At 68.2% G+C, this 22179-nt stretch carries 16 protein-coding genes and 1 tRNA gene; 8 read left to right on the forward strand and 9 right to left on the reverse strand.

Features of this window, described 5'->3' with window-relative positions:
* The 4 genes from CA237_RS17645 to CA237_RS17660 form a co-directional block, all read left to right on the forward strand.
* Positions 1-1252, forward strand: a 1252-nt coding sequence (locus tag CA237_RS17645; RefSeq protein ID WP_241215534.1) for an RsmB/NOP family class I SAM-dependent RNA methyltransferase, incomplete at its 5' end; no start/stop codon positions are given.
* A gap of 228 nt (positions 1253-1480) precedes the next feature.
* Positions 1481-2140, forward strand: a complete 660-nt coding sequence (gene rpe / locus CA237_RS17650) for a ribulose-phosphate 3-epimerase (RefSeq protein WP_126015043.1) — start codon at positions 1481-1483, stop codon at positions 2138-2140.
* Positions 2137-3876 (forward strand): heparinase II/III family protein, encoded by a 1740-nt coding sequence (locus CA237_RS17655; RefSeq protein WP_066690028.1) that lies wholly within the window; start codon positions 2137-2139, stop codon positions 3874-3876. Before rpe ends, CA237_RS17655 begins: the two co-directional genes overlap by 4 nt.
* A 16-nt stretch (positions 3877-3892) precedes the next feature.
* The gene (locus CA237_RS17660) at positions 3893-4465 is read left to right on the forward strand and encodes a hypothetical protein (RefSeq protein ID WP_066690026.1); all 573 of its coding nucleotides are present in this window, start codon (positions 3893-3895) and stop codon (positions 4463-4465) included.
* Positions 4466-4574: 109 nt separating this feature from the next.
* Here CA237_RS17660 and CA237_RS17665 read toward each other — a convergent pair whose 3' ends face one another.
* Positions 4575-5354, reverse strand: a complete 780-nt coding sequence (locus CA237_RS17665) for an SDR family oxidoreductase (protein WP_066690024.1) — start codon at positions 5352-5354, stop codon at positions 4575-4577.
* Positions 5355-5526: 172 nt separating this feature from the next.
* Here CA237_RS17665 and purH point away from each other — a divergent pair, with 172 nt between their 5' ends.
* The 3 genes from purH to CA237_RS17680 all read left to right on the forward strand — a co-directional run bounded on the left by purH (position 5527) and on the right by CA237_RS17680 (position 8954).
* Positions 5527-7116, forward strand: coding sequence for a bifunctional phosphoribosylaminoimidazolecarboxamide formyltransferase/IMP cyclohydrolase (gene purH, locus CA237_RS17670; RefSeq protein WP_066690022.1), 1590 nt, complete (start codon positions 5527-5529; stop codon positions 7114-7116).
* 175 nt (positions 7117-7291) lie between these two features.
* On the forward strand, positions 7292-7894 hold the full coding sequence (locus CA237_RS17675) for an HAD-IA family hydrolase (protein ID WP_126015045.1): 603 nt from the start codon (positions 7292-7294) through the stop codon (positions 7892-7894).
* Positions 7872-8954 carry a glycoside hydrolase family 43 protein gene (locus CA237_RS17680; protein WP_084401531.1) on the forward strand — a complete coding sequence of 361 codons (1083 nt, stop codon included), beginning with the start codon at positions 7872-7874 and terminating at the stop codon, positions 8952-8954. Before CA237_RS17675 ends, CA237_RS17680 begins: the two co-directional genes overlap by 23 nt.
* Positions 8955-9046: 92 nt before the next feature.
* On the opposite strand, the gene bla is transcribed toward CA237_RS17680, so the two are convergent.
* The 7 genes from bla to CA237_RS17715 form a co-directional block, all read right to left on the reverse strand.
* A complete protein-coding gene (gene bla, locus CA237_RS17685) occupies positions 9047-10090 on the reverse strand; it encodes a class A beta-lactamase (RefSeq protein ID WP_066690162.1) in 1044 nt (347 codons plus the stop codon).
* 167 nt (positions 10091-10257) lie between these two features.
* Positions 10258-11847: an L-aspartate oxidase gene (gene nadB, locus CA237_RS17690; protein WP_066690018.1), complete on the reverse strand. Its 1590-nt coding sequence runs from the start codon at positions 11845-11847 to the stop codon at positions 10258-10260.
* A gap of 221 nt (positions 11848-12068) precedes the next feature.
* Positions 12069-14471, reverse strand: a complete 2403-nt coding sequence (locus tag CA237_RS17695) for a TonB-dependent receptor (RefSeq protein ID WP_232307942.1) — start codon at positions 14469-14471, stop codon at positions 12069-12071.
* 115 nt (positions 14472-14586) lie between these two features.
* Positions 14587-16680: an acetate--CoA ligase family protein gene (locus CA237_RS17700; RefSeq protein ID WP_066690012.1), complete on the reverse strand. Its 2094-nt coding sequence runs from the start codon at positions 16678-16680 to the stop codon at positions 14587-14589.
* A 126-nt stretch (positions 16681-16806) separates the two neighbouring features.
* On the reverse strand, positions 16807-17643 hold the full coding sequence (locus CA237_RS17705) for a p-hydroxycinnamoyl CoA hydratase/lyase (RefSeq protein ID WP_066690011.1): 837 nt from the start codon (positions 17641-17643) through the stop codon (positions 16807-16809).
* Positions 17644-17732: 89 nt separating this feature from the next.
* Positions 17733-19139: an aldehyde dehydrogenase gene (locus CA237_RS17710; protein ID WP_066690010.1), complete on the reverse strand. Its 1407-nt coding sequence runs from the start codon at positions 19137-19139 to the stop codon at positions 17733-17735.
* Positions 19140-19293: 154 nt separating this feature from the next.
* Positions 19294-20568, reverse strand: coding sequence for an MFS transporter (locus CA237_RS17715; RefSeq protein WP_126015047.1), 1275 nt, complete (start codon positions 20566-20568; stop codon positions 19294-19296).
* Positions 20569-20778: 210 nt separating this feature from the next.
* Here CA237_RS17715 and CA237_RS17720 point away from each other — a divergent pair, with 210 nt between their 5' ends.
* Complete coding sequence (locus tag CA237_RS17720) at positions 20779-21885, forward strand: 5-methyltetrahydropteroyltriglutamate--homocysteine S-methyltransferase (RefSeq protein WP_066690007.1); 1107 nt, start codon at positions 20779-20781, stop codon at positions 21883-21885.
* 202 nt (positions 21886-22087) lie between these two features.
* On the opposite strand, the gene CA237_RS17725 is transcribed toward CA237_RS17720, so the two are convergent.
* A tRNA-Met gene (locus CA237_RS17725) sits at positions 22088-22164 on the reverse strand.
* Positions 22165-22179: the final 15 nt, after the last annotated feature.

The raw sequence follows: 22179 nt of genomic DNA on the forward strand, positions 1-22179 counted from the left end.
CCCCCGTCTTGCCCCCGAACCCCCCGGCGTTCCCGCGCGCCGGGCTGCGCTCAAACTGCTCGATGCCGTCCTGCGGCGCGGATTGCCGCTGGAGGCGGCGCTCGCGAGTTCGACCGCCGAGCTCGACCGGCGCGAGGATCGTGGCCTTGCCCATGCCATCGCCGCCGCGGTGCTGCGCCGGCTGCCCGATCTCGACGCGCTGATCGACAGCGCGACGCAGCGGCCGCTCCCCGACGATGCCAAGGCGCGGTTCGTGCTGCGCCTCGCGCTGGCGCAGGCGCTGGTGCTGAACACGCCGCCGCATGCCGCGATCGCCACCGCGCTGCCGTTGGTCGATGGTGGGCCGCGCAAGCTGGTGCATGGCGTGTTCGGCACGCTGATGCGCGGCAATGCGCGGTTGCCCGACGCTGCCACCCTGCCCGCCGATACCGATGCCCGGTGGGTCGCGGCATGGGGCGAGGACATGGTGATCGCCGCCGCACAGGCGATCGCGCAGCAGCCGCCGGTCGACCTGTCATTGAAGGGCGAAGACGGCCCCGAAGGCCTGGCGCTCGCCCCGCGTCATCGCCGCCTAGCCGAACATGGCGCGATCGCCGACCTGCCGGGCTATGCGACAGGGGAATGGTGGGTGCAGGATCTGGCAGCGTCGATCCCCGCCCGATTGCTGGGCAAGGGGCCGGGCCGTGCGCTCGACCTGTGCGCGGCACCCGGCGGCAAGACGCTGCAGCTGGCCGCCGCCGGATGGGACGTGACCGCGCTCGACAATTCGGAGAGCCGGTTGATGCGCCTCACCGAAAATCTGGAGCGCACCGGGCTGTCGGCGAAGGTCGTGACCGGCGATGCTCTGGTGTGGAAGCCGGCCGAGCCGGTCGACGCGATCCTGCTCGACGCGCCGTGCAGCGCGACCGGCATCTTTCGCCGCCACCCCGACGTGCTCCACCGCGTCCGGCCGAGCGTGATCGCGGAGACGGCAGCGTTGCAGGCACGGCTGCTGGCGCGCGCGGCCGACTGGGTGAAGCCGGGCGGGCGGCTGGTCTATGCCACCTGTTCGCTGGAGCCGGCCGAGGGCGAGGCACAGCTCGACCGGTTCCTGAGCGGCCGGTCGGATTTCGCGGTCGAGCCGGCGACCGCCGACGAACTTCCGCAAGGGGTGGAGGCGAACCGCCGAGGCTATGTGCGGACGCTGCCGGGGATGCTGGCGGATCACGGCGGGCTGGACGGGTTCTTCATCGTCCGGTTGCGGCGGAGTTGAAGAAGATCGGTTCACGCGGAGGCGCGGAGGGGTTGCGCTTGCCGCCCCCTTCCCGCGCAGCGGGCCTGTCGCTCGGCACGGCAACCGGGAAGCAAAGGGCCGCTTGCGCGGCGTGCAGGGGCCACGGACGCACTACCTCCGCGCCTCCGCGCCTTCGCGTGAACCAAATCTTGCTTCCTCCTTTACCCTTTGCTTGCCGAGTCGGCAGACCATGCTAGGACGGGCGCCATGCAACCCGTCCGTATCGCGCCCTCCATCCTGTCCGCCGACTTCGCCAAGCTGGGCGAGGAAGTCCGTGCCATCGATGCCGCAGGCGCCGACTGGATCCATATCGATGTGATGGACGGCCATTTCGTGCCGAACCTGACCATCGGCCCCGCCGTCGTGAAGGCGCTGCGCCCGCACAGCCCCAAGCCGTTCGACGTGCATCTGATGGTGTCGCCGGTCGACCCGCTGGTCGACGCCTTTGCCGAGGCGGGTGCCGATATCCTGTCGGTCCACCCGGAATCGGGGCCGCACCTCCACCGCACGCTCCAGCGGATCAAGGCACTGGGCAAGCGCGCCGGCGTGATCCTCAATCCCGGCACCCCGGTCGAGGTGGTCGATCAGGTGATCGACCTGACCGACCTGCTGCTGGTGATGAGCGTCAATCCGGGCTTTGGCGGGCAGAAGTTCATCGACAGCCAGTTGCGCAAGATCGAGGTGCTGCGCGCGAAGATCGACGCGACCGGCCGGGCGATCGACCTGCAGGTCGATGGTGGGATCGACCGCGTGACCGCACCCAAGGCGATCGCCGCCGGGGCCGACTGCCTGGTCGCCGGCACCGCGACCTTTACCGGCGGTCCGACCGCCTATGCCGCGAATATCGCCGCACTGCGCGGCGCATGATCCCGCCCCAGCCGATCGACGAACCGCGCGACGGGATCGACGTCGGCAAGCGGCTGGTGCGACAGGGCGGCGGCACCGGACTGTCGCTGTCCGAACGGATCGCCGAGAAGCTGCAGCGCCTCGCATGGCGCACGCCGCTGCACGGGTTGCGGTTGAAGGGGCGGCATCCGCTCAAGCTGATCGCGGTCGCCGACGACCCGTTTTTCGGTGACGTCGCGCGGGGGCAGGCGCTGCTGAACGGCGATCTGATGTTCCGGGGCGAGGCGGTGGCCATCGACCGGCTCGGGCTCGACCGTCCCAAATTCTCCGCCGCGTTCGCCGAGCATCTCCACAGCTTTGCGTGGCTGCGCGACCTGTCGAGCGTCGCGCCGCGCGTGACGGCGGTGCCGATCGCCGAGACGCTGATGCTGCAATGGCTGGCCGCGCATGGCGAGCGCGTGTCGGAACCGGCGTGGAGCGCGCATGTCACCGGGCGGCGGATGCTGTTCTGGATCGCGCATGCCCCGCTGATCCTGTCATCGACCGACCTGGTCTATCGCTCGCGCGTGCTCAACACCATCGCCCGCGCCGCCCGGCATCTGGATGGCGAGGCGGGCAAGGCACCCGCCGGCGTTCGCGCGATCACCGCGTGGGCGGGGGTGGTCGCCGCCGGCCTCGTCATTCCCGGCGGCGATCCGCGCCGGGCGTTCGGCGAACATGGCCTCGCGCGGGCATTGGCGACGGGCATGTTCGAGGATGGCGGTATTGTAGGCCGCTCGCCCGCCGAACAGCTCGATGCGGTGATGACGCTGACGTCGTTGCGCGAAATCTATGCCGCGCGGCGGCTGGACGTACCCGAGGCGCAGGGGCTGGCGCTGACCCGCATGGTCGCCGCGCTGCTGGGCGTATGCCATGGCGAGGGTGGCCTTGCTTGCTGGCAGGGATCGGGACCGGTCAGCGGCGAACGCATCGCCGATGTCGTCGCGGCAACCGGGGTGCGCACCCGCCCGCTACGCCATGCAGGCGACTGGGGCTATCAGCGCCTTGCCGCCGGGCGCACCGTGCTGATGGTCGATTCCGCCCCGCCGCCGGTCGCACGCGCCGCGCGCGAGGGCTGCGCGTCGACGCTGGCGTTCGAGTTGTCGGACGGCGGGCAGCGGATCGTGGTCAATTGCGGCGGCGCGGGCGCCGCGCTGCTGACGCTCTCCCCCGAACTGCGCCGGGCGCTGCGCACCACCGCCGCGCATTCGACGCTGGTGCTGGCCGATGCCAATTCGACCGCGATCCATGCCGACGGGTCGCTGGGCAAGGGCGTCGGCGTGGTCGACCTGGCACGGCAGGAAAGCGACGCGATCAGCCGGATCGAGGTCGCGCATGACGGCTATGCCAAGCGGCTGGGCTTCCAGCATCGCCGCGTCCTGACGCTCTCCGCCGATGGCCGCGACGTGCAGGGCGAGGATATGCTGATCCCGACCGGCCGGCGCGGGCGCAAGGGCGAGACGGGGTTCGTCGCCCGCTTCCACCTGGCGCCCGGCATCGAGATCGCGCCGACCCCCGACGGGCAGGCCGCGTTCCTGCGCGTCCCCGATGGCGGCCCGGTGTGGCAGTTCCGCTGCAAGGGCGCGACGCTGGGCGTCGAGGAAAGCCTGTGGATCGACGAGTCGGGCAAGCCGGTGCCGACCTTCCAGCTGGTCCTGTCGGGCGCGACCCCGGCGGGGGGGCATGATTTTTCGTGGCGGTTCCACCGCGCGCGGTAGGCGAAAGGGTTGATCGATGCTGTTGCTGGTCGTCGCATTGCTGGGTGCCGCTGCCCCGGATTGCCGGTTCGACCGGGCGGCGATGCTCGCGCTGGACCAGCAGGCGTTCGATCAGGACATGGACGGCGGCTGGCGCGCGCTGTCGAAGCGGGGCTGCATGGTCGAAGCTGCCGACCTGATCCGCGACTGGCGCACCGCGCACCCGTCCGACAAGCCGGATGCCAGGATCCTGTTCTGGCACGAGGGACAGATGCGCGCCGAACTCGGCCAGACCGAACAGGCGATCGCGCTGTTCGAGCAAAGCCGCAAGCCGGCGGACAAGGACCAGGCCTGGGGCTGGAATCTGTATGTCGATGGCAGCATCGCCTTCCTGCGCGGCGACCGGGCGGGTCTGGAGCGCGCCCGTGCCGCGCTGGCCGTGCTGCCGAAACCGCCCGAACTGGCCAATGCGCGCGGGCCGGACGGCAAGCCGATGACGGTGCGCTGGCCGATGAACCTCAACGTCCTCGACGGTTTCCTGCGCTGCTGGGGGCAATCCTATCACGACGCCTATGGCTGTGCCGCGCCGATGTCGGTGAAGAAGGGGTAGTCCGGGACAATATCCGTCACCCCAGCGCAGGCTGGGGTCTCCTCGTGACGAAGCGCGCGCCTCGCCGCAGGAGGCTCCAGCCTTCGCTGGAGCGACGGTGAGGAATCGCCTATCCGGGCGCTGCCGCCGATCCGGCGAGCAGCCCGCCATCGATATTGACCTCGGTCCCGGTCAGATACGCCGCCTCGTCCGACGCGAGCATCGCTGCGACCGCCGCGACTTCCTCCGGCAGACCGAAGCGCTTGAGCGGGGTGTCGGCGACCAATGCCGCCATCCGCGCCTCCCGGTCCGGCCCGTCGCCCAGCATCGGTTCCCAGATCGGCGTCAGGATCGCCGCGGGATGGACCGAGTTGCAGCGGATGCGCCAGCCCTGTTGCGCGCAATAGAGCGCGACGCTCTTGCTATGGTTGCGGATCGCCGCCTTCGACGAAGCATAGGCCGCCGCGCCGGGAATGCCGACCAGGCCCGAACGCGACGCAATGTTGATGATCGATCCCGTCCCCGCGACCTTCATCGCACCGATCGCATAGCGACAGCCGAGAAAGGTGCCGTCGAGATTGACGGCATGGACCGCGCGCCAGTCGTCGAGCGACGCATGTTCGGGATCGTGGGCGACCATGCCGCCTTCGAACCCGGTCACCCCGGCATTGTTGACCACGACATCGGCGACCGGCACCTCGGCGGCCAGCCGCGCCCAGTCACCCTCCTCGCGCACGTCGAGCGGCAGGAAGCGACAGCCGAGCGCATCGGCGGCGGCCTGTCCGGCGTGGGCGTCGATATCGGTCAGGACGACAATGCCGCCCTCTTCATGGAAGCGCGTGGCGATGGCATGGCCGATCCCGCGCGCCGCGCCGGTGACGACGCAGAGTTTCGATTGCAGACGTTGCATGATGGAATCCCGGTACGAGTGATCGTGCGGCGGACCTGCCGCCGGTTCAGCGCAGGGACTGGACCATCGTACCGACTCCGTTTGGGGCGGGGCGCAGGGTACGCCCGCCCGCCGAAAGTCGCAAGTCGCGCCCCCTTGCCCCGCCGCCGCATTCGCGCGAAAGGGCGCGGCCATGGATCATGTCACCGCACAGCGCGCGCTCCTCTCGGTCTCCGACAAGAGCGGCATCGTCGACCTCGCCACCGCCCTTGCCAGCCATGGCGTCGAGCTGGTTTCCACCGGCGGCACGGCCAGCGCCTTGCGCGATGCAGGCCTCAACGTCCGTGACATTTCGGAGCTGACCGGCTTTCCCGAAATGATGGATGGGCGGGTCAAGACGCTGCACCCGGTGGTCCATGGCGGGCTGCTGGCGGTGCGCGACAATCCGCAGCACGTCGCGTCGATGAACGAACATGCGATCGGCGCGATCGATATCGTCGTCGTGAACCTCTATCCGTTCGAAGCGACCGTCGCCAAGGGCGCCGACCGCGACACGATCATCGAGAATATCGACATCGGTGGCCCGTCGATGGTGCGTTCGGCGGCGAAGAACCATGACGCGGTGGCGATCGTCACCGATCCGGCCGACTATGCCGCGCTGATCGCCGAACTGGCCGAAACCGGCGGCGCGACGACGCTCGCCACCCGCCGCCGCTTCGCCGCCAAGGCCTATGCCGCGACCGCCGCGTACGACTCGGCGATCGCGCAGTGGTTCGCCGTTGCCGATCAGGGGCAGGCATTCCCCGACACGCTCCCCCTCGCCTTCACCCGTGGGGCCGAGCTGCGCTATGGCGAGAATCCGCACCAGTCGGCGTCGCTCTACATCCCGCGCGGCCCCGCCGCCCGTGGCATCGCGCAGGCCGAACAGGTGCAGGGCAAGGCGCTGAGCTACAATAATTATAACGACGCCGATGCCGCGCTGGAGCTGGTCAGCGAATTCCGCGACGGCCCGCCGACCGTGGTCATCGTCAAGCACGCCAATCCGTGCGGCGTCGCGACCGGCGAAACCTTGATCGAGGCGTATCAGGCGGCGCTCGCCTGCGACAGCGTGTCGGCGTTCGGCGGGATCATTGCGGTCAACCGTCCGCTCGACGGCGAAACCGCCCGCGCGATCAGCGGCATCTTCACCGAAGTCGTCGCCGCCCCTTCCGCCGATGACGAGGCGAAGGCGGTGTTCGCGGCCAAGAAGAACCTCCGCCTGCTGCTGACCGGCGAGCTGCCCGATCCGGCGCGCGGCGGGCTGATGGTCAAGACCATCGCCGGCGGGCTGCTGGTCCAGTCGCGCGATGCCGGCAACCTCGATCAGGTCGAGCTGAAGGTCGTGACCAAACGCCAGCCGACTAGCCAAGAACTGGCCGATTGCCGCTTCGCGTGGACCGTCGCCAAGCATGTGAAGTCGAACGCGATCGTCTATGCCAAGGGCGGCAGCACGGCGGGCATCGGCGCGGGGCAGATGAACCGGCTGGAATCGGCGCGTATCGCCGCGTGGAAGGCGAAGGATGCAGCCGACAAGGCCGGCTGGAGCGAAGCCCGCACCATCGGTTCGGCGGTCGCGTCGGACGCGTTCTTCCCCTTCGCCGACGGCTTGCTGGCCGCGGTCGAGGCAGGGGCGACGGCGGTGATCCAGCCGGGCGGCTCGATCCGCGACGACGAAGTCATCGCTGCGGCGGACGAGGCGGGGCTGGCGATGGTGTTCACCGGGATGCGCCACTTCCGGCATTGAGGCGCAGCACGCTTCCGCACCGATAACGTACCCCCGCGCAGGCGGGGGTCCAGAGTGGCGCACGCAGGCGCCTGTTTTGCCTTGGCTCTGGGCCCCCGCCTGCGCGGGGGCACGTTCGGAGAGATGGCGCCGAGGTTCATTTGCCTCCCCCGCCGCCACCCGGTACGACGCCGCGATGCCGTCGTTCCGCAACACCGACTACGCCGCCTTCCTGTTCGACATGGACGGAACGCTGCTCGATTCTTCTCAAGCGGTCGAGCGCGTGTGGCGGCGCTGGTGCGACCGGCACGGCATCGATGCCGAGGCGCTGATCGCGGTGTGCCACGGGGTGCGCGGCGAGGATACGGTGCGCCGCTTCGCCACGCCGGACATGGATATCGAAGCCGAGGCCGCCTGGCTGAACGCCGCCGAGCTGGCGGATGTCGACGGCATCGTCGCGATCGATGGCATCCATGCGCTGATCGAAGGGCTGGCGCCGTACGAATGGGCAATCGTCACCTCCGCGCCGCGCAACCTGGCCGAGGTGCGGCTGCGCGCGATCGGCCTGCCCGTTCCGGATGTATTCGTCACCGCCGAAGACGTGACGCAAGGCAAGCCCGATCCGCAGGGCTTCCGCCTCGCCGCCGAGCGGCTGAGCGTGGCGACCGAGGACTGCCTGGTGTTCGAGGATGCACCGGCCGGAGTCGCGGCAGGCAAGGCGGCCGGCGCAGCGGTCGCGATCGTTGGGCCGCGCGTGGCGGCGGAGGAAGGGACCTATGCGATCGCCGATTATCGCTGATCTTCGGATCGATCGTCGTACGCTGATCGCCGGACTCGGCGCGTCGCTGGCATTCCCGCGCGCGGTGCTGGCCGCCAATCCGGCCTTTCCCGGCTGGTATGCCGATCCCGAAATCCGCATCTTCGGCGACCGCTACTGGATCTATCCGACCTATTCGGCGGACCAGGGCACGCCCGCGCCGCCGAGCTGCTTCACGCCATGGCAGGTGCAGGAGCGCAAAGCCCCGCATATCTGGCACCCGTTCCTGCGGCAGACCTTCCTCGACGCCTTTTCCTCGCCCGACCTCGCGCACTGGACGCGGCATCCCCGCGTGCTGGACGTCGAACGCGTCGGCTGGGCCGCCTATTCGCTATGGGCGCCCTCGGCGATCGAGCATCGCGGGCGCTATTATCTGTTCTTCGGCGCGAACGACATCAAGAACGATGCGCAGACGGGCGGCATCGGCGTCGCGGTGGCGGACCGGCCGGAGGGGCCGTTTCGCGACGCGATCGGCAAGCCGCTGATCGGCCGGATCGTGAACGGCGCGCAGCCGATCGACCAGATGGCGTTTCGCGACGATGACGGGCAGGTCTATCTTTATTATGGCGGATGGAAGCACTGCAACGTCGTGCGGCTGTCCGATACGCTGACCGGGATCGTGCCGTTCGCCGATGGCACGACGTTCAAATCGATCACGCCCTCGCCCGATTATGTCGAGGGGCCGTTCATGGCCAAGCGGGGCGGCGTCTATTATCTGATGTGGTCGGAGGGCGACTGGACCGGGCCGGACTATCGCGTCGCCTATGCCACCGGTCCCACTGCGCTGGGCCCGTTCACCCCGCGCGGCGTCGTGCTGCAGCAGGACGCCCGGGTCGCGCGCGGCGCGGGGCATCATTCGTTGCTGCAGATCCCCGGCACCGACGACTGGTATATCGTCTATCACCGCCGCCCGCTGACCGAAACCGACGGCAACCACCGCGAAGTCGCCATCGACCGCCTGCATTTCCGCAGCGACGGCAGCATCGTGCCGGTGGTGATCACCGATAAGGGTGTCGGGCCGAGGGTGTTGGCGAAGCGATAGACCGTACCCCCGCGCAGGCGGGGGTCCAGGGTTATCAGCGATGTCGTCCGTGGCTCTGGATCCCCGCCCGCGCGGGGATACGGGTCGTGAGCCTACCCGCCGTGCACCGCGACGATCGACGACACGACCGTCTGGATCAGTTGCTGGCGTTCGGGCACCGGGCGGGAGGTGTCGCCGATCAGCACCGCGATGGCATAGGATTTGCCATCGGGGGCGGTCAGGATGCCGACATCGTTGAAGCCCGCGGTGCGCCCGCCCAGATCCTGTCCGGTGCCGGTCTTGTGCGCGACGCTCCATCCGGCGGGCAGCGCGGCGCGGATGCGGGCGCGGCCGGTGCGGGTGTGGCTCATCGTGTCGAGCAGCCAGCTGGTCGATTGCGGGGTCAGCAGCATGCCGTGGTGCAGCCGCGCCAGCGCATCGGCGATCGCACCTGCCCCCGCGCCATCGGGCGGATCGGACACATAGGCCTGGTACGCGGCACGGCGGACATTGGGGTCGAGCCGTGAGCGCGCCTGGGCAAAGGCATTGCCCTGCGAATATTCCTGTTTCCACGGCAGCCCGGCGGTCTTCGCCTGCAACAGCCGCTCGCCCGGACCGAAGCGGATATTGCCCAGGCCCCGGCTGGCGATGAAGTCGCGCACCGCGACCGGCCCGCCGGCAAGGTTCAGCAGCTTGTCGTTCGCGGTATTGTCGCTCATCGTCAGCGCGCGGCGCAGCAGGTCGCCGACGGTCGTCCGGAACACGCCGTCCTTCATCAGATAGGCGATCGGCTGGTGAAACAGCGTCAGGTCGCTGCGGGTGATCGTGACCGGCGTGGTCAGCGCCAGCCGCCCCTCGTCGACAGCATTCATCACGGTCAGCGCGACCCACAGCTTGCTGACCGATTGCTGCGGCATGCGTTCGTCCATGGCATGACCGACGACCCAGCCATCATCGATGCTGCGCACCGCGATGCCGACCTTGCCCTGGAACCCGCCGCCCAGCGCATTGATCGCCGACACCAACGCCGGCGGCGCCGGCCGGGTCTGTGCCGGCAGCGGCACCGGCACCGCATAGCGCGGCGCGGCGGCCTGTGCCGTCGGCGGCAAGGTCCGCGTCGCCAGCCCGGCGCCGCCCAATGCCACAACCGCCACCATCAGGGCCGCCTTGCGCGACCCGATTCGATTTATCATCTGCGCGACCATCTCACCCCGGAACGTGGCCCGACCATGCTTGTCCGTGTGTTAACATAACAGGGCGTACGGCGACGCTTGCGACGAATCCCCCCGGATGGACGACGAATGGTTACCGGGTCCGGCGAGCGTCAGGGAACCAGGATCGTATCGACGGCCTCCGCCGCGGCTTCCGGATAATCCAGCGTATAGTGCAGCCCGCGACTCTCCTGCCGCTTGAGCGCCGAGCGCACGATCAGGTCGGCCGATTGCAACAGGTTGCGCAGTTCGATCAGGTCGGCGGTCACGCGGAAATGGCCGTAATAATCGGCGACCTCCTCGGTCAGCATTGCGATGCGGTGGCGCGCCCGCTCCAGCCGCTTGGTCGAGCGGACGATACCGACATAATTCCACATGAAGCGGCGGATTTCGGTCCAGTTCTGCTTGATGACCACCTCTTCGTCGGAATCGGTCACCCGGCTTTCGTCCCAGCCCCGGATCGCGGGCGGCGGCGGCAGCGCGTCCCAGCGCGCGGCAATGTCCTTCGCCGCCGCTTCGCCGAACACGAAACATTCGAGCAGCGAGTTGGACGCAAGGCGGTTGGCGCCGTGCAGCCCCGATTGCGATACCTCGCCCACCGCATAGAGGCCGGGCAGGTCGGTGCGCCCATCGCGGTCGATCACCACCCCGCCGCACGTATAATGCTGCGCCGGCACCACCGGGATCGGCTGGGTGGTCATGTCGATGCCGAGGCCCAGCAGCTTCTCGTAGATATTGGGAAAATGGCCGCGCACGAACGCCGGGTCCATGTGGCTGATGTCGAGATGGACGTAGTCGAGCCCGAAGCGCTTGATCTCCGCATCGATCGCCCGCGCCACGATGTCGCGCGGGGCCAGTTCGGCGCGCGGGTCGTAATAGGGCATGAAATTCTTGCCCGTCGTCGGGTTGATCAGCTTGCCGCCCTCACCCCGCACCGCTTCGGTGATCAGGAAGTTCTTGACCTCCAGATTATAGAGGCAGGTCGGGTGGAACTGCATGAATTCCATGTTCGAGACGCGACACCCGGCGCGCCACGCCATCGCGATGCCGTCGCCGGTGGCTCCGCGCGGCGCGGTGCTGAACAGATAGGTGCGCCCTGCCCCGCCGGTCGCGAGGATCGTCGCGCGCGCGGTGAACAGCTCGACCCGGTCGGTGGCGCGGTTGAAGGCATAGACCCCCCACACATTGCCCGCACCCGAATAGCGCTGCTCGTGCCGGCTGGTCGCGAGATCGACCGCGACCATGTCCGGCAGCAGGGTGATGTTGGGATGCGCCTTCGCCGCGCGGATCAGCGCCTCCTGTACCGCCCAGCCGGTCGCGTCGTCGACATGGACGATGCGGCGGTGCGAATGGCCGCCCTCGCGCGTCAGGTGCAGCGCCTCGCCGTCCATGTTGAACGGTACGCCCAGCGACGCCAGCCGCTCGATCGCCGCCGGCGCGGATTCGACCACGAACTCGACGATCGCCCGGTCGTTCAGGCCCGCGCCCGCGACCATCGTGTCCTCGACATGGTTTTCGAACGTGTCGCCGGGTTCGAGGACGGCGGCGATCCCGCCCTGCGCCCACGCGGTCGACCCTTCGTTCAGCGCGCCCTTGGCCAGCACCGTCACGCGGAACCGCTCGGCCAGATGCAGCGCGGCGGTCAGGCCGGCGGCACCCGATCCGATGATGAGGACGTCGCTCTGGGCAGGGTCGTGGGACAAGATGCGCTCCGCTTGGGGGTTGTCCGACGACTAGGCGGGTTTCGTGGGGCGTGACAAGCGTGGTGGCACGCGTGCCGTTCGTCATTCCCGCGAAGGCGGGAGCATCCCTTCCCGTCACCCCGGACTTGATCCGGGGTCCCGCTTCTTCTTCCAGCGGCGGACAAGAAGCGGGACCCTGGGTCAAGCCCGGGGTGACGACGAAGGGGTGGGGTGGTCGTCGATCAGAACGACGCCGACAGCTGCGCGAACCAGTTGCGCGGCCGGGCGAAGATGCGCTCCGCATAGCCGAGCGTCGCGAGCGAGGCGTTGCCCTGGATCAGGTAGCGCTGGTCGAGGATGTTGTTCACTCCGGCGCTGATCTCGATGCCGTTGGCGAGCTTCAGGCCGACCGATCCGTTGCCGACGAAATAGCCATCCTCTTCGATGATCGGGATGCTGCCGGTGATGAAGGTGATCTTCGACGTATAGCTGCCATCGACACGCGGGGTCAGCGTCATGCCGTTGCCCAGCTCGATCTTGTACGCCAGCCCGAGATTGGCCTGCAGGTCGGGGGTGAAGGGCAGATCGTCGTTCGGCGTCACGGTGGCAGTCGCACCCGGGATCGGGGTGATGCTCTTGATCTTGTCCTTGAGCACGCTCAGCCCGCCATCGACCATCAGGCCCCACGGCGCGCGCCAGTTCGCCTCCGCCTCGAACCCGCGGATGCGCGCTTCGCCGGCGTTGAACAGCAACGGCACGACCCCTTGGCGGAAGATCAGCTGGATATCCTGATATTCCGCCTGGAACGCGGCGAGGTTCAGCCGCAGCCGGCCGATATTGGTCTTCATGCCGACTTCGTAGCTGGTGACGCTTTCGTCGGCGAAGGGCACCGGCAGGTTGTTCGACGTCGCCGCGTTATAGCGGGTGTTGAAGCCACCCGACTTGAAGCTCTTGGCATAGGACGCATAGGTGCTGACCGCGCCACTCCAGCGATATTGCACGCTGGCCGAGCCGGTGAGCGCGGCGAAATCGCGCTGGAACGGGCGCGGAAAGATGAACAGCGGCCCGCCCTGCGTCGTCGCCAGCTGCGGCAGCGGGTTGGGATCGGGCTGGGTCGCGGGGAACAGGTTCAGCACCGTTCCCTGATAATATTTGCGGTCCGACGTGTAGCGCAGGCCCCCGCTCAGTTCGAGCCGATCGGTCGGGGACCAGGTCGCCTCCCCGAACAGCGCGACCGAATTGGTCTTCAGGCGCGACACCTGAAGGTCGCGGCTGCCGGGGCCGCCGGCCAGCAGCGAGCGGATGACCGGCGGCGACGGCGGGAAGGCGAGGAAGACCGTCGCACGCTCGTCGGTGGTTTCGTTGAAATAATAGCCGCCAAGGATGCCGCTGACCTTGCCGAAATCGAGCTGGAGCTGGACCTCCTGGCTGAACTGTGCCGACTGCGCCGCGACATCGGTGGTGATGAGCGTCAAGGGCGTGTTGTCGGCATCGCGCACGCCGCGCGAGCTGGTTTCGCGATAGGCGGTGATGAGCTTCACCAGCGCCTGATCGGTCAGGTGGATGTTGGCGGTGCCGGCGACCCCCCACACCTCCGACATGCTCATGACCGGCGCGTTGCCGCCGTTCACGAAATCGCCCTTCGCCTGCAAATCGTTGGCGCAGCGCGCATCGTTGATCAGCGGCACGTTGGGCGCGCCGAAGCGCGGGTCGCCCGGCACGATCGGTGCGAAGGGGATGGTCGCACCGGGGCAGCCGGCGGCGACGCTGGCGATGGCGGCGACCGGCGCCTGTTCATTGACCCCGGCCAGCACGAAGGGTGCGCCATGTTCGTCGCGGCGCGAATAATCGGCGCGCAGGAACAGGTCGAACTGGTCCGACGGCTCCCATTTCAGCGCGCCGTTCAACGAATAGCCATTCTCGTTGCCGAGATCGAGGCCGTCGAACGCGCGGATGACATAGCCGTCGCGGCGGCGGAACCCGCCCGACACGCGCGCCGCCAGCGTCTCACCCAGCGGCACGTTCACCGCCGCGAACCCTTCGCGCAGATTATAGTCACCGACGCGGAGGCGCGCGCGGACGCTGGTCTTGCCCATTTCCGGCTGGCGGGTGCGCACCAGGATCGCGCCGCCGATGGTGTTACGCCCGAACAGCGTGCCCTGCGGCCCGCGCAGCACCTCGACGCCATCGATATCGCCGAAATCGATCGCCCCGCCGACCGCGCGGCCGAGATAGACTTCATCGAGATAGATGCCGACGCCCGGATCGACCGCCGCGGTCGGATCGACCTGGCCTACGCCGCGGATGAACACCACCGATGCCGCGCTGTTGCCCGACAGCTGGCCGGCAGGCTTGAATTGCAGGCTGGGGGTGATGCGTTCCAGATCCTGCGTCTGCACGATCTGGCGCTGGTCGAGCATTTCCGAAGTGAACGCCGAAATCGCGACCGGCGTGTCCTGCAGGCTTTCCGCGCGGCGGCGGGCGGTGACGATGATCTCGCCCTCCTCCGCCTCGGCGGTGGCAGCGGGCGCGTCCTGCGCCACCTCTTGCGCGGCGGCGGCGGCAGGGATGGCGGCGATTGCCAGCGCGCCGATCGCGGCATGACAATGCAGGGCGGCAACCATCGTCGAACGAAGGCCAGTCATAGCATCCTCCCAAGACGGGGAGATCTGTCGCTCCCCTTTATCCACAGGCTACGCCGTCAAACGCTATTGTCAATAACTGTAATGCTACATTGCTATCATTGGGCGAGGGACGCCGCTACTCTGCGTCGGCAAGGATCAGCGCGTCGAGCGCGACCACCCCCTCACCCTTCGGATAGACGACGACCGGGTTCAGATCGATCTCGCGGATCGTGGGGCTTCCCGCCAGCACGCGCCCCAGCCCGGCGATCAACACCGCCACCGCCTCCACGTCGAGCGCGGGGCTGCCGCGATAGCCGTCGAACAGCGCCCCCTGCTTCAGCGCGCGCAGTTCGGCGACGATGGCGTCCGGGGTCAGGTCCACGGCCAACAGCCGGACGTCGTGGAGCAGCTCGGCGGTCACCCCGCCGAATCCGGCGAGGATCACCGGCCCCCATTCCGGATCGTTGCGCGCCCCGACGATCAGCTCGACCCCGCGCTTGCCCATCGCCTCGACCTGCGCCCCGTCGAGCGCGATCGACGCGTCATAGGCCGCGACATTGGCGAACAGCCGCTCCCACGCCTCGGCAAGCGCATCATCGTCGGCGATGTTCAGGATGACGCCGCCGGCATCGCTCTTGTGGCTGAGCGCCGCCGCCTGTGCTTTGATCGCGACCGGATAGCCGACGCGCGACGCGATCGCCTGCGCTTCCGCCACATCGGCGGCGAACCCGCCCGCCGGGAACGGAATGCCGACCGGGGCCAGCAGCTCCTTCGCACGATATTCGGGGATCACTCCGCCGGGCAGGTCGAGCGTCACCGGCGCCGCCTCCGCCGCCGTAAAGTCCCGCGCGGCATGGCGCAGCAGATGGCCCAGCGCCCGGAACGCCCGGTCGGGCGACGGGAAGTACGGCACGCCGATCGCGCGCAGTCCGGCAATGTATTCGCCCGGCACCGGTGCGCCATCGTCCAGCCCGGCGAAGATCACCGGCTTGTCCGGCGCCAGCGCGCGCACCGCATCGATGATCGGCGGAAACTTGCGCGCAGAGGTCGCGGCATCGGTCTGGATGATGCCGAACACCAGCGCGGCATAGGCATCGTCGGCCAGCAGCGGGATCAGCGTACGGCGATACAGGTCGGGATCGACCAACGCCTGCGCGGTCAGGTCCATCGGGTTCGACACCGGAATGAAGTCGGGCACCGCCGCGCGCATCGCCGCCGCCGTCTCCCCCGCCATCGCCGGCAGGTCGAGGCCGATCGCCTCGGCCAGGTCGAGCGTCAGCGCCTTGAACGCGCCGCTTTCGGTCAGCACCGCCGTGCCGCCGCGCCGCACCGGCTTCGCCCGCACTGCGATGTCGATAACGTCGCCCAGCGCTTCGAGGCTGTCGACCAGCACGACCCCGGCGCGTTCGACCTTCGCCTTCATCAGCTGCCAGTCGCCCGCCATCGCACCCGTGTGCGTCGCGGCACTTTCGCGCGCCGCGCTCGACGTACCGGGATGGAGCAGGACGATCGGCTTGCCCGCCGCGCGGGCGCGGTCGGCCAGTTTGAGGAAGTGCGCAGGCTGGCGGAATTGTTCGACGATCATCGCGATGGCCAGCGTCTGCGGATCGCCCAGCAGATGCTCGACATAATCCTCGACCCCCGACGCCGCCTCGTTCCCCGTCGACACCGATGCGGTGATGCCGAGGTCCTTCGCCATCAGCGTCGCGCCCAGCACCACCGCCATCGCGCCCGACTGGCTGACGATCCCGACCGAAGGCTTGTGCGTCAGGTCGAGCACCGGCGCCTCGACAAAGGTCAGCGGCACGCCGGCGGCATAGTTGACCAACCCGAGGCAGTTCGGCCCCTCGACCACCATGCCATACTCGGCCGCGATCCGTGCGACCTCGGCCTGCGCGGCCAAACCCTCCTCGCCCCCTTCGGCGAACCCGGCCGAAAAGATGATCGCCGCGCCGACGTTCCGCCGCGCCAACGCCTGTACCGCGCCCAGCACCGCCGGCCCCGGAATCGCCAGCACCGCCGTATCGACGCCGTCGGGCAGGTCGTCGATCGATTGCAGGCAGGGCCGCCCGTCGATCGTGTCGCGCTTCGGGTTGATCAGGTGGATGTCGCCGGCATAGCCGTGCCGTTCGAGATTGCGCAGGACGGAGTTCCCCAACGCCCCCGGCGTCGGCGACGCGCCGACGATGACGACCGAACGGGGGGTGAGCAGGCGGGAAAGGTCGGGCATGGCAGTTCTCTGAAGCCCCTCCCCTTCAAGGGAGGGGTTGGGGTGGGGCAGTGCGGCGAGCGGCGGTCTCGGACGAGGCATCCCCCGCCCCAACCCCTCCCCTAGAGGGGAGGGACTTTAAGCAGGTCAGGCTCCGGCGCGGTCCTTGTCGTACGCGCCCAGCCCCGGCTTGTAGCTCTTCTCGTCGATGAACTGGCGGATACCTTCCTTGCGACCTTCATTGTCGTAGGAATTGGCCGCTTCCTGCGCGCGGACCAGATAGTCCTCGGCATCGTCATAGCTCATCACGCCGACCCGGCGCATCGCGTCCTTGGTCGCCTTGAGCGCCACCGGATTCTTGGCCAGCAGCACCTTGGCCACCTCGGTCACCCGGTCCTTCAGCTGCGCCAGCGGCAGCGCTTCGTTGACCAGGCCCCATTCGGCTGCGGTCCGCCCATCGATATTCTCGCCCATCATCGCGTGGTACATCGCCTTGCGGAACGGCAGCAGCTCCTGCGCCACCTTCGTCGCGCCGCCGCCGGGCAGGATGCCCCAGTTGATCTCCGACAGGCCGAACTTCGCCTCTTCCGCCGCAAAGGCCAAGTCGCAGGAAAATAGCGGGCCGTATCCGCCGCCGAAGCACCAGCCGTTGACCATCGCGATGGTCGGCTTCTGATACCAGCGCAGCCGCCGCCACCAGCCATAGCTCTCGCGCTGCGCCTTGCGCGTGCCGGCCAGCCCCTGCGATTCGGTTTCGCGGAAATATTCCTTCAGATCCATGCCGGCGGTCCAGGCCGGTCCCTCGCCCGACAGCACCAGCACGCCGACATCGTCGCGGAATTCCAGCGCGTCGAGCACTTCCATCATGTCGCGGTTGAGCGTCGGGCTCATCGCATTGCGCTTGTCGGGCCGGTTGAACCGGACCCAGGCGATGCGGTCCTCGACATCGTAGGCGACGACGCCGTTGCTGCTATATTCGGTCATGGTGCAAACCTTCTGCAGGCGCCGGCGAGCATGTTCGCCAGCGAGAATGTCGGATGGAAAGGGGACCGGCGCGCCGCGCGCCCGTTGCGTCAGATCGGATAATGGCCCGGCTGGGTCTCGATCGTGACCCAGCGCAGTTCGGTAAAGGCGTCGATCCCGGCCTTGCCGCCGAACCGGCCATAGCCCGATGCCTTGACCCCGCCGAACGGCATCTGCGCCTCGTCATGCACGGTGGGACCGTTGACATGGCAGATGCCCGACTTGATCCGCCTGGCGACGCCTAGCCCCCGCGCGGTGTCGCGGGTGAAGACCGACGCGGACAGGCCGTATTCGGTATCGTTGGCCAGCTCGATCGCATGGGCTTCGTCGCGGGCGCGGATGATGCCGACGACCGGGCCGAAGCTCTCGTCGCGAAACAGCTTCATGTCCGGCGTCACCTTGTCGATGACGTGCGCCGGCATCAGCACGCCGTTCGCATCGCCGCCATTGACCTGCACCGCGCCGGCGCCGACCGCATCCTCGATCAGCGATTTGACGTGATCGACCGTCTTCTGGTCGACCACCGCACCCAGCGGGGTCTTGCCTTCGCGGGGATCGCCGACCGCCATCGTGGCGACCTTCGCCTTGAACTTCTCGACGAACGCGTCCGCCACCGCGTCGACGACGATGATCCGCTCGGTCGACATGCAGATCTGGCCCTGGTTCATGAACGCGCCGAACGCCGCCGCCTTGACCGCTTCGTCGAGGTCGGCATCCTCCAGCACGATCAACGGCGCCTTGCCGCCCAACTCCAGCAGCACGGGTTTCAGATGCTCGGCCGCACGCTTGGCGATGATCCGGCCGACATGGGTCGATCCGGTGAAGTTGATCCGGCGGACATGGGCGTTGTCGATCAGCGCGCCGACGACCTCACCCGCGTCCTGCGGCGCGTTGGTCACGATCGAGACCGCACCGGCGGGCAGCGCCTCGGCAAAGGCTTCGGCGATCAGGCTGTGGGTACGCGGGCATTGCTCGCTCGCCTTCAGCACCACCGTGTTGCCGCATGCCAGCGGCACCGCGACCGCGCGCACGCCCAGGATGATCGGCGCGTTCCACGGCGCGATGCCCAGCATCACGCCGACCGGCTCGCGCAGCGCCATCGCGATGCAGCCCGGCTTGTCCGACGGGATCACCTCGCCGCCGATCTGGGTCGTCAGCGCGGCCGCTTCGCGCACCATGCCGACCGCCAGCATCAGGTTGAACCGCGCCCAGCCCTCGGTCGCGCCGATCTCGCCCATCATCGCATCGACGAACTGGTCGGCCTTGCCGGCCAGCGCATCTGCCGCCTTGGTCAGCGCGGCGCGGCGGGCATTGGGGCCGAGCGCCGACCATGCGGGAAAGGCGGCGGCGGCGGCGTCGACCGCTGCATTCGCCTCTGCCGGACCGAACGCCTCGGCCGTGGTCGCGACCGCACCGGTCACGGGGTTCATCCGGTCGAATGTTGCTGCGGACGCCATCGGCCCTCTCCTGATTTGTTATGTTTCATAGCCTAAATCGAGTCGCGGGCGGCGTCAATCAGGCAAATCACTTGAGGTGCAACCGGCCTGCCCCCTCCCCGTCACCCCGGGCTTGATCCGGGGTCCCGCTTCTTCTTCTGCGGATGACACGCCGCTATGCCGCCACCGCCGACTTGCCCCGCAACAGCAGCAGCGCGACCGCCGCGACCAGCGACCCGATCCCCATCAGCACCGCGACGATCTGCAACCCGTATCCCGCGGCGAACAGGAACCCGGCGACCATCGGTGCCAGCGCCGCCCCGCCCCGGCCGATGCCGATGACGAAGCCGGTCGCGGTGGCGCGGGCACTCGTCGGGAATCGCTCGGCGACCAGCGCGTAGAGGCCGACCACCCCGGCGTTGGTTGCGAAGCCGGCGGCGGCGGCGACGATCGACAGGCCGGTCAGGTCGCTCTGCGCCCGCCCGAACACGATCACCAGCACGGTCGACAACAGCATTGCGCCGATGGTCAGCGCCAGCAGCCGGAGCCTGCCGGTCAGCAGCCCCAGGATCAGCGATCCCGTCGCCCCGCCGATGCTGGCCCAGACCAGCACGCCCGCCGCCTGCGGCGCGGGAAAGCCCATGTCGACGACGATCTTCGGAATCCATTTCAGAATGAAATAGAAGGTCATGATATGCGCCAGATAGGCGATGGTCAGCGCCAGCGTGGTGCGCAGCAGTTGTGGGGAGAAGAGCGCGACGACCGGTGCCTTGGCGGCCACCGCGCGCGGCTCGGGATCGGGCAGCGCTGCGACGGGCGCATAGCCCATGCGCTTCAAGGTCGCGTTGATCCTTGCCAGCGCATTCGCCGGGCGACGGTGCATCAGGAACGCGACCGATTCCGGTGCGCGCCACAGCACGAGCGGCACGAACAGTGCGCTGCACAGCGCCCCGAACACGAACACCGCGCGCCAGTCATAATGGGTGAGCAAAACCGCCGACACCGACCCGCCGACAATGGTCCCGATCGGATAGCCCGCCGCCATCAACACGACGGCGAGCGAGCGATGCTTCGCATTGGCCGCTTCGGCGACGGCGGCGTTGGTCGATGCCAGCATGCCGCCGATGCCTAGGCCGGTCAGCACCCGCCAGATCGACAGGGTGACGATGCCCGCCGCGCTCGCCGCGCCCAACATGCCCAATGTCATCAGCGCCAGGCACGACAGGATCGTCGTGCGCCGCCCCAACCGGTCGGCGACACCGCCCAGCAGCAGCGATCCGATCGCCATGCCGACCAGCTCCATCGACAATACGATGCCCAGCGCCGCACGGTCGATCCCCCAGTCGGCGGCGATGCCGGGCGAAGCGAAGCTGATCGACAGCACGTCGAATCCGTCCAGCGCGTTCAGCCCGATCATGGTCGCGACGATACCCCATTGGAACCGCGACATCGGTGCCTGCTCGATCGCTATGCGTGGGTCATGCGCCACTTTGTGCACCCTCTCCGGAATTTTTTGTTATGCGGGGTAACATATACCGGTATGGTGGCCGCCGACAACCGGCATTGCCAGTCCACGCAATAATCCACACAAGCCTGTGGATAACTGTGGATAAGTCGGGACAACCCCTGTGGATAACTGCAGGCTGACGGGAGAGAGACGATGCCTACCCCACCCTTTCGGGCCGATCATGTCGGCAGTTTCCTTCGCCCCAAAGCACTGATCGAGGCGCGCGAGGCGTATCGTGCCGGCGCGATCGACGCGGACGCGCTGCGTGCGGCGGAGGATGCGGCAATCCGCGACGTGGTCCGCTTCCAGGAGGATCTGGGGCTGCAGGGCATCACCGATGGCGAATTCCGGCGCACCTATTTCCACACCGACTTCCTGCTCCAGCTCGATGGCGTGGAGGAAGCGGGCGGCACACAAGTAAAATTCCACCAACACGGCGGCAAGGCGTTGGAATATGCCCCACCGGTGATGAAGATCACGGGCAAGGTCGCCCATGCCCACGACATCCAGCGGGCCGACTATGAATTTCTCGCCAGCTGCACGACGCGCACGCCCAAGGTGACGATTCCGTCGCCGACAATGCTGCACTTCCGCGGCGGGCGCGATGCGATCGACGTCGCGACCTATCCCGATCTAGAGGATTTCTACGCCGATCTTGCCGCCGCCTATCGTGCGGAAATCGCCAGCCTCGCCGATGCGGGATGCCGCTATCTCCAGCTCGACGACACCAACCTCGCCTATCTGTGCGACACGACCCAGCGCGAAAATGCGCGGGCGCGCGGCATGGACCCGGATGCGCTGCCGCGGCTCTATGCGCGGCTTATCAACGAATCGATCCGCGATCGTCCCGACGACATGACCGTTTGCGTCCATCTGTGCCGCGGCAACTTCCGCTCGTCCTGGGCGGCGGAGGGCGGCTATGAACCGGTGGCCGAGGTGCTGTTCAACCAACTCGAGATTGACGGCTATTTCCTCGAATATGACGATCCCCGCTCGGGCGACTTCGCACCGCTGCGGCATTTGCCCAAGGGCAAGACGGTGGTGCTGGGGCTGGTGACGACCAAGCTCGGCGACCTCGAATCCGCCGACGACGTAAAGCGCCGCATCGACGAAGCCGCCCGCTTCGCGCCCCTCGACCAGCTGGCGCTGTCGCCGCAATGCGGTTTCTCCTCAACGGTCCACGGCAACGACATCGAGGTCGAGCAGCAGGCGGCGAAGCTGCGGTTGGTCCTGGACGTCGCGCGCGATGTGTGGGGATAAGGCGCAGCGCATGCAAAGCGTCAAGATCGCGATACGGGCTGCCTGCCCGCATCGCGATTGATCTGAATAGCATCTCGAGCGACCAACCTCGGACCGTGGTAGAAACGCGAACAGCCCGCTGGTCTTTCGGCCAGGGGCTGTGTGTCGTTGAAACGCGAGCGGCCCGTGTGTCTGCGACAGGCGGGCCGTGTGTTGTATAGTTTGGTTGCGGGGACAGGATTTGAACCTGTGACCTTCAGGTTATGAGCCTGACGAGCTACCGGGCTGCTCCACCCCGCGCCACCATGGTCGCCC

Origin of the sequence: Sphingomonas sp. ABOLH, assembly GCF_003951715.1 — a bacterium.
GTDB lineage: Bacteria > Pseudomonadota > Alphaproteobacteria > Sphingomonadales > Sphingomonadaceae > Sphingomonas > Sphingomonas hankookensis_A.

Coding starts and splice junctions, on each gene's coding strand:
- rpe (WP_126015043.1), top strand. CDS start 1,481: ATGCAACCCGTCCGTATCGCGCCCTCCATCCTGTCCGCCGACTTCGCC.
- CA237_RS17655 (WP_066690028.1), top strand. CDS start 2,137: ATGATCCCGCCCCAGCCGATCGACGAACCGCGCGACGGGATCGACGTC.
- CA237_RS17660 (WP_066690026.1), top strand. CDS start 3,893: ATGCTGTTGCTGGTCGTCGCATTGCTGGGTGCCGCTGCCCCGGATTGC.
- CA237_RS17665 (WP_066690024.1), bottom strand. CDS start 5,354: ATGCAACGTCTGCAATCGAAACTCTGCGTCGTCACCGGCGCGGCGCGC.
- purH (WP_066690022.1), top strand. CDS start 5,527: ATGGATCATGTCACCGCACAGCGCGCGCTCCTCTCGGTCTCCGACAAG.
- CA237_RS17675 (WP_126015045.1), top strand. CDS start 7,292: ATGCCGTCGTTCCGCAACACCGACTACGCCGCCTTCCTGTTCGACATG.
- CA237_RS17680 (WP_084401531.1), top strand. CDS start 7,872: ATGCGATCGCCGATTATCGCTGATCTTCGGATCGATCGTCGTACGCTG.
- bla (WP_066690162.1), bottom strand. CDS start 10,090: ATGGTGGCGGTTGTGGCATTGGGCGGCGCCGGGCTGGCGACGCGGACC.
- CA237_RS17695 (WP_232307942.1), bottom strand. CDS start 14,471: ATGACTGGCCTTCGTTCGACGATGGTTGCCGCCCTGCATTGTCATGCC.
- CA237_RS17700 (WP_066690012.1), bottom strand. CDS start 16,680: ATGCCCGACCTTTCCCGCCTGCTCACCCCCCGTTCGGTCGTCATCGTC.
- CA237_RS17705 (WP_066690011.1), bottom strand. CDS start 17,643: ATGACCGAATATAGCAGCAACGGCGTCGTCGCCTACGATGTCGAGGAC.
- CA237_RS17710 (WP_066690010.1), bottom strand. CDS start 19,139: ATGGCGTCCGCAGCAACATTCGACCGGATGAACCCCGTGACCGGTGCG.
- CA237_RS17715 (WP_126015047.1), bottom strand. CDS start 20,568: ATGTCGCGGTTCCAATGGGGTATCGTCGCGACCATGATCGGGCTGAAC.
- CA237_RS17720 (WP_066690007.1), top strand. CDS start 20,779: ATGCCTACCCCACCCTTTCGGGCCGATCATGTCGGCAGTTTCCTTCGC.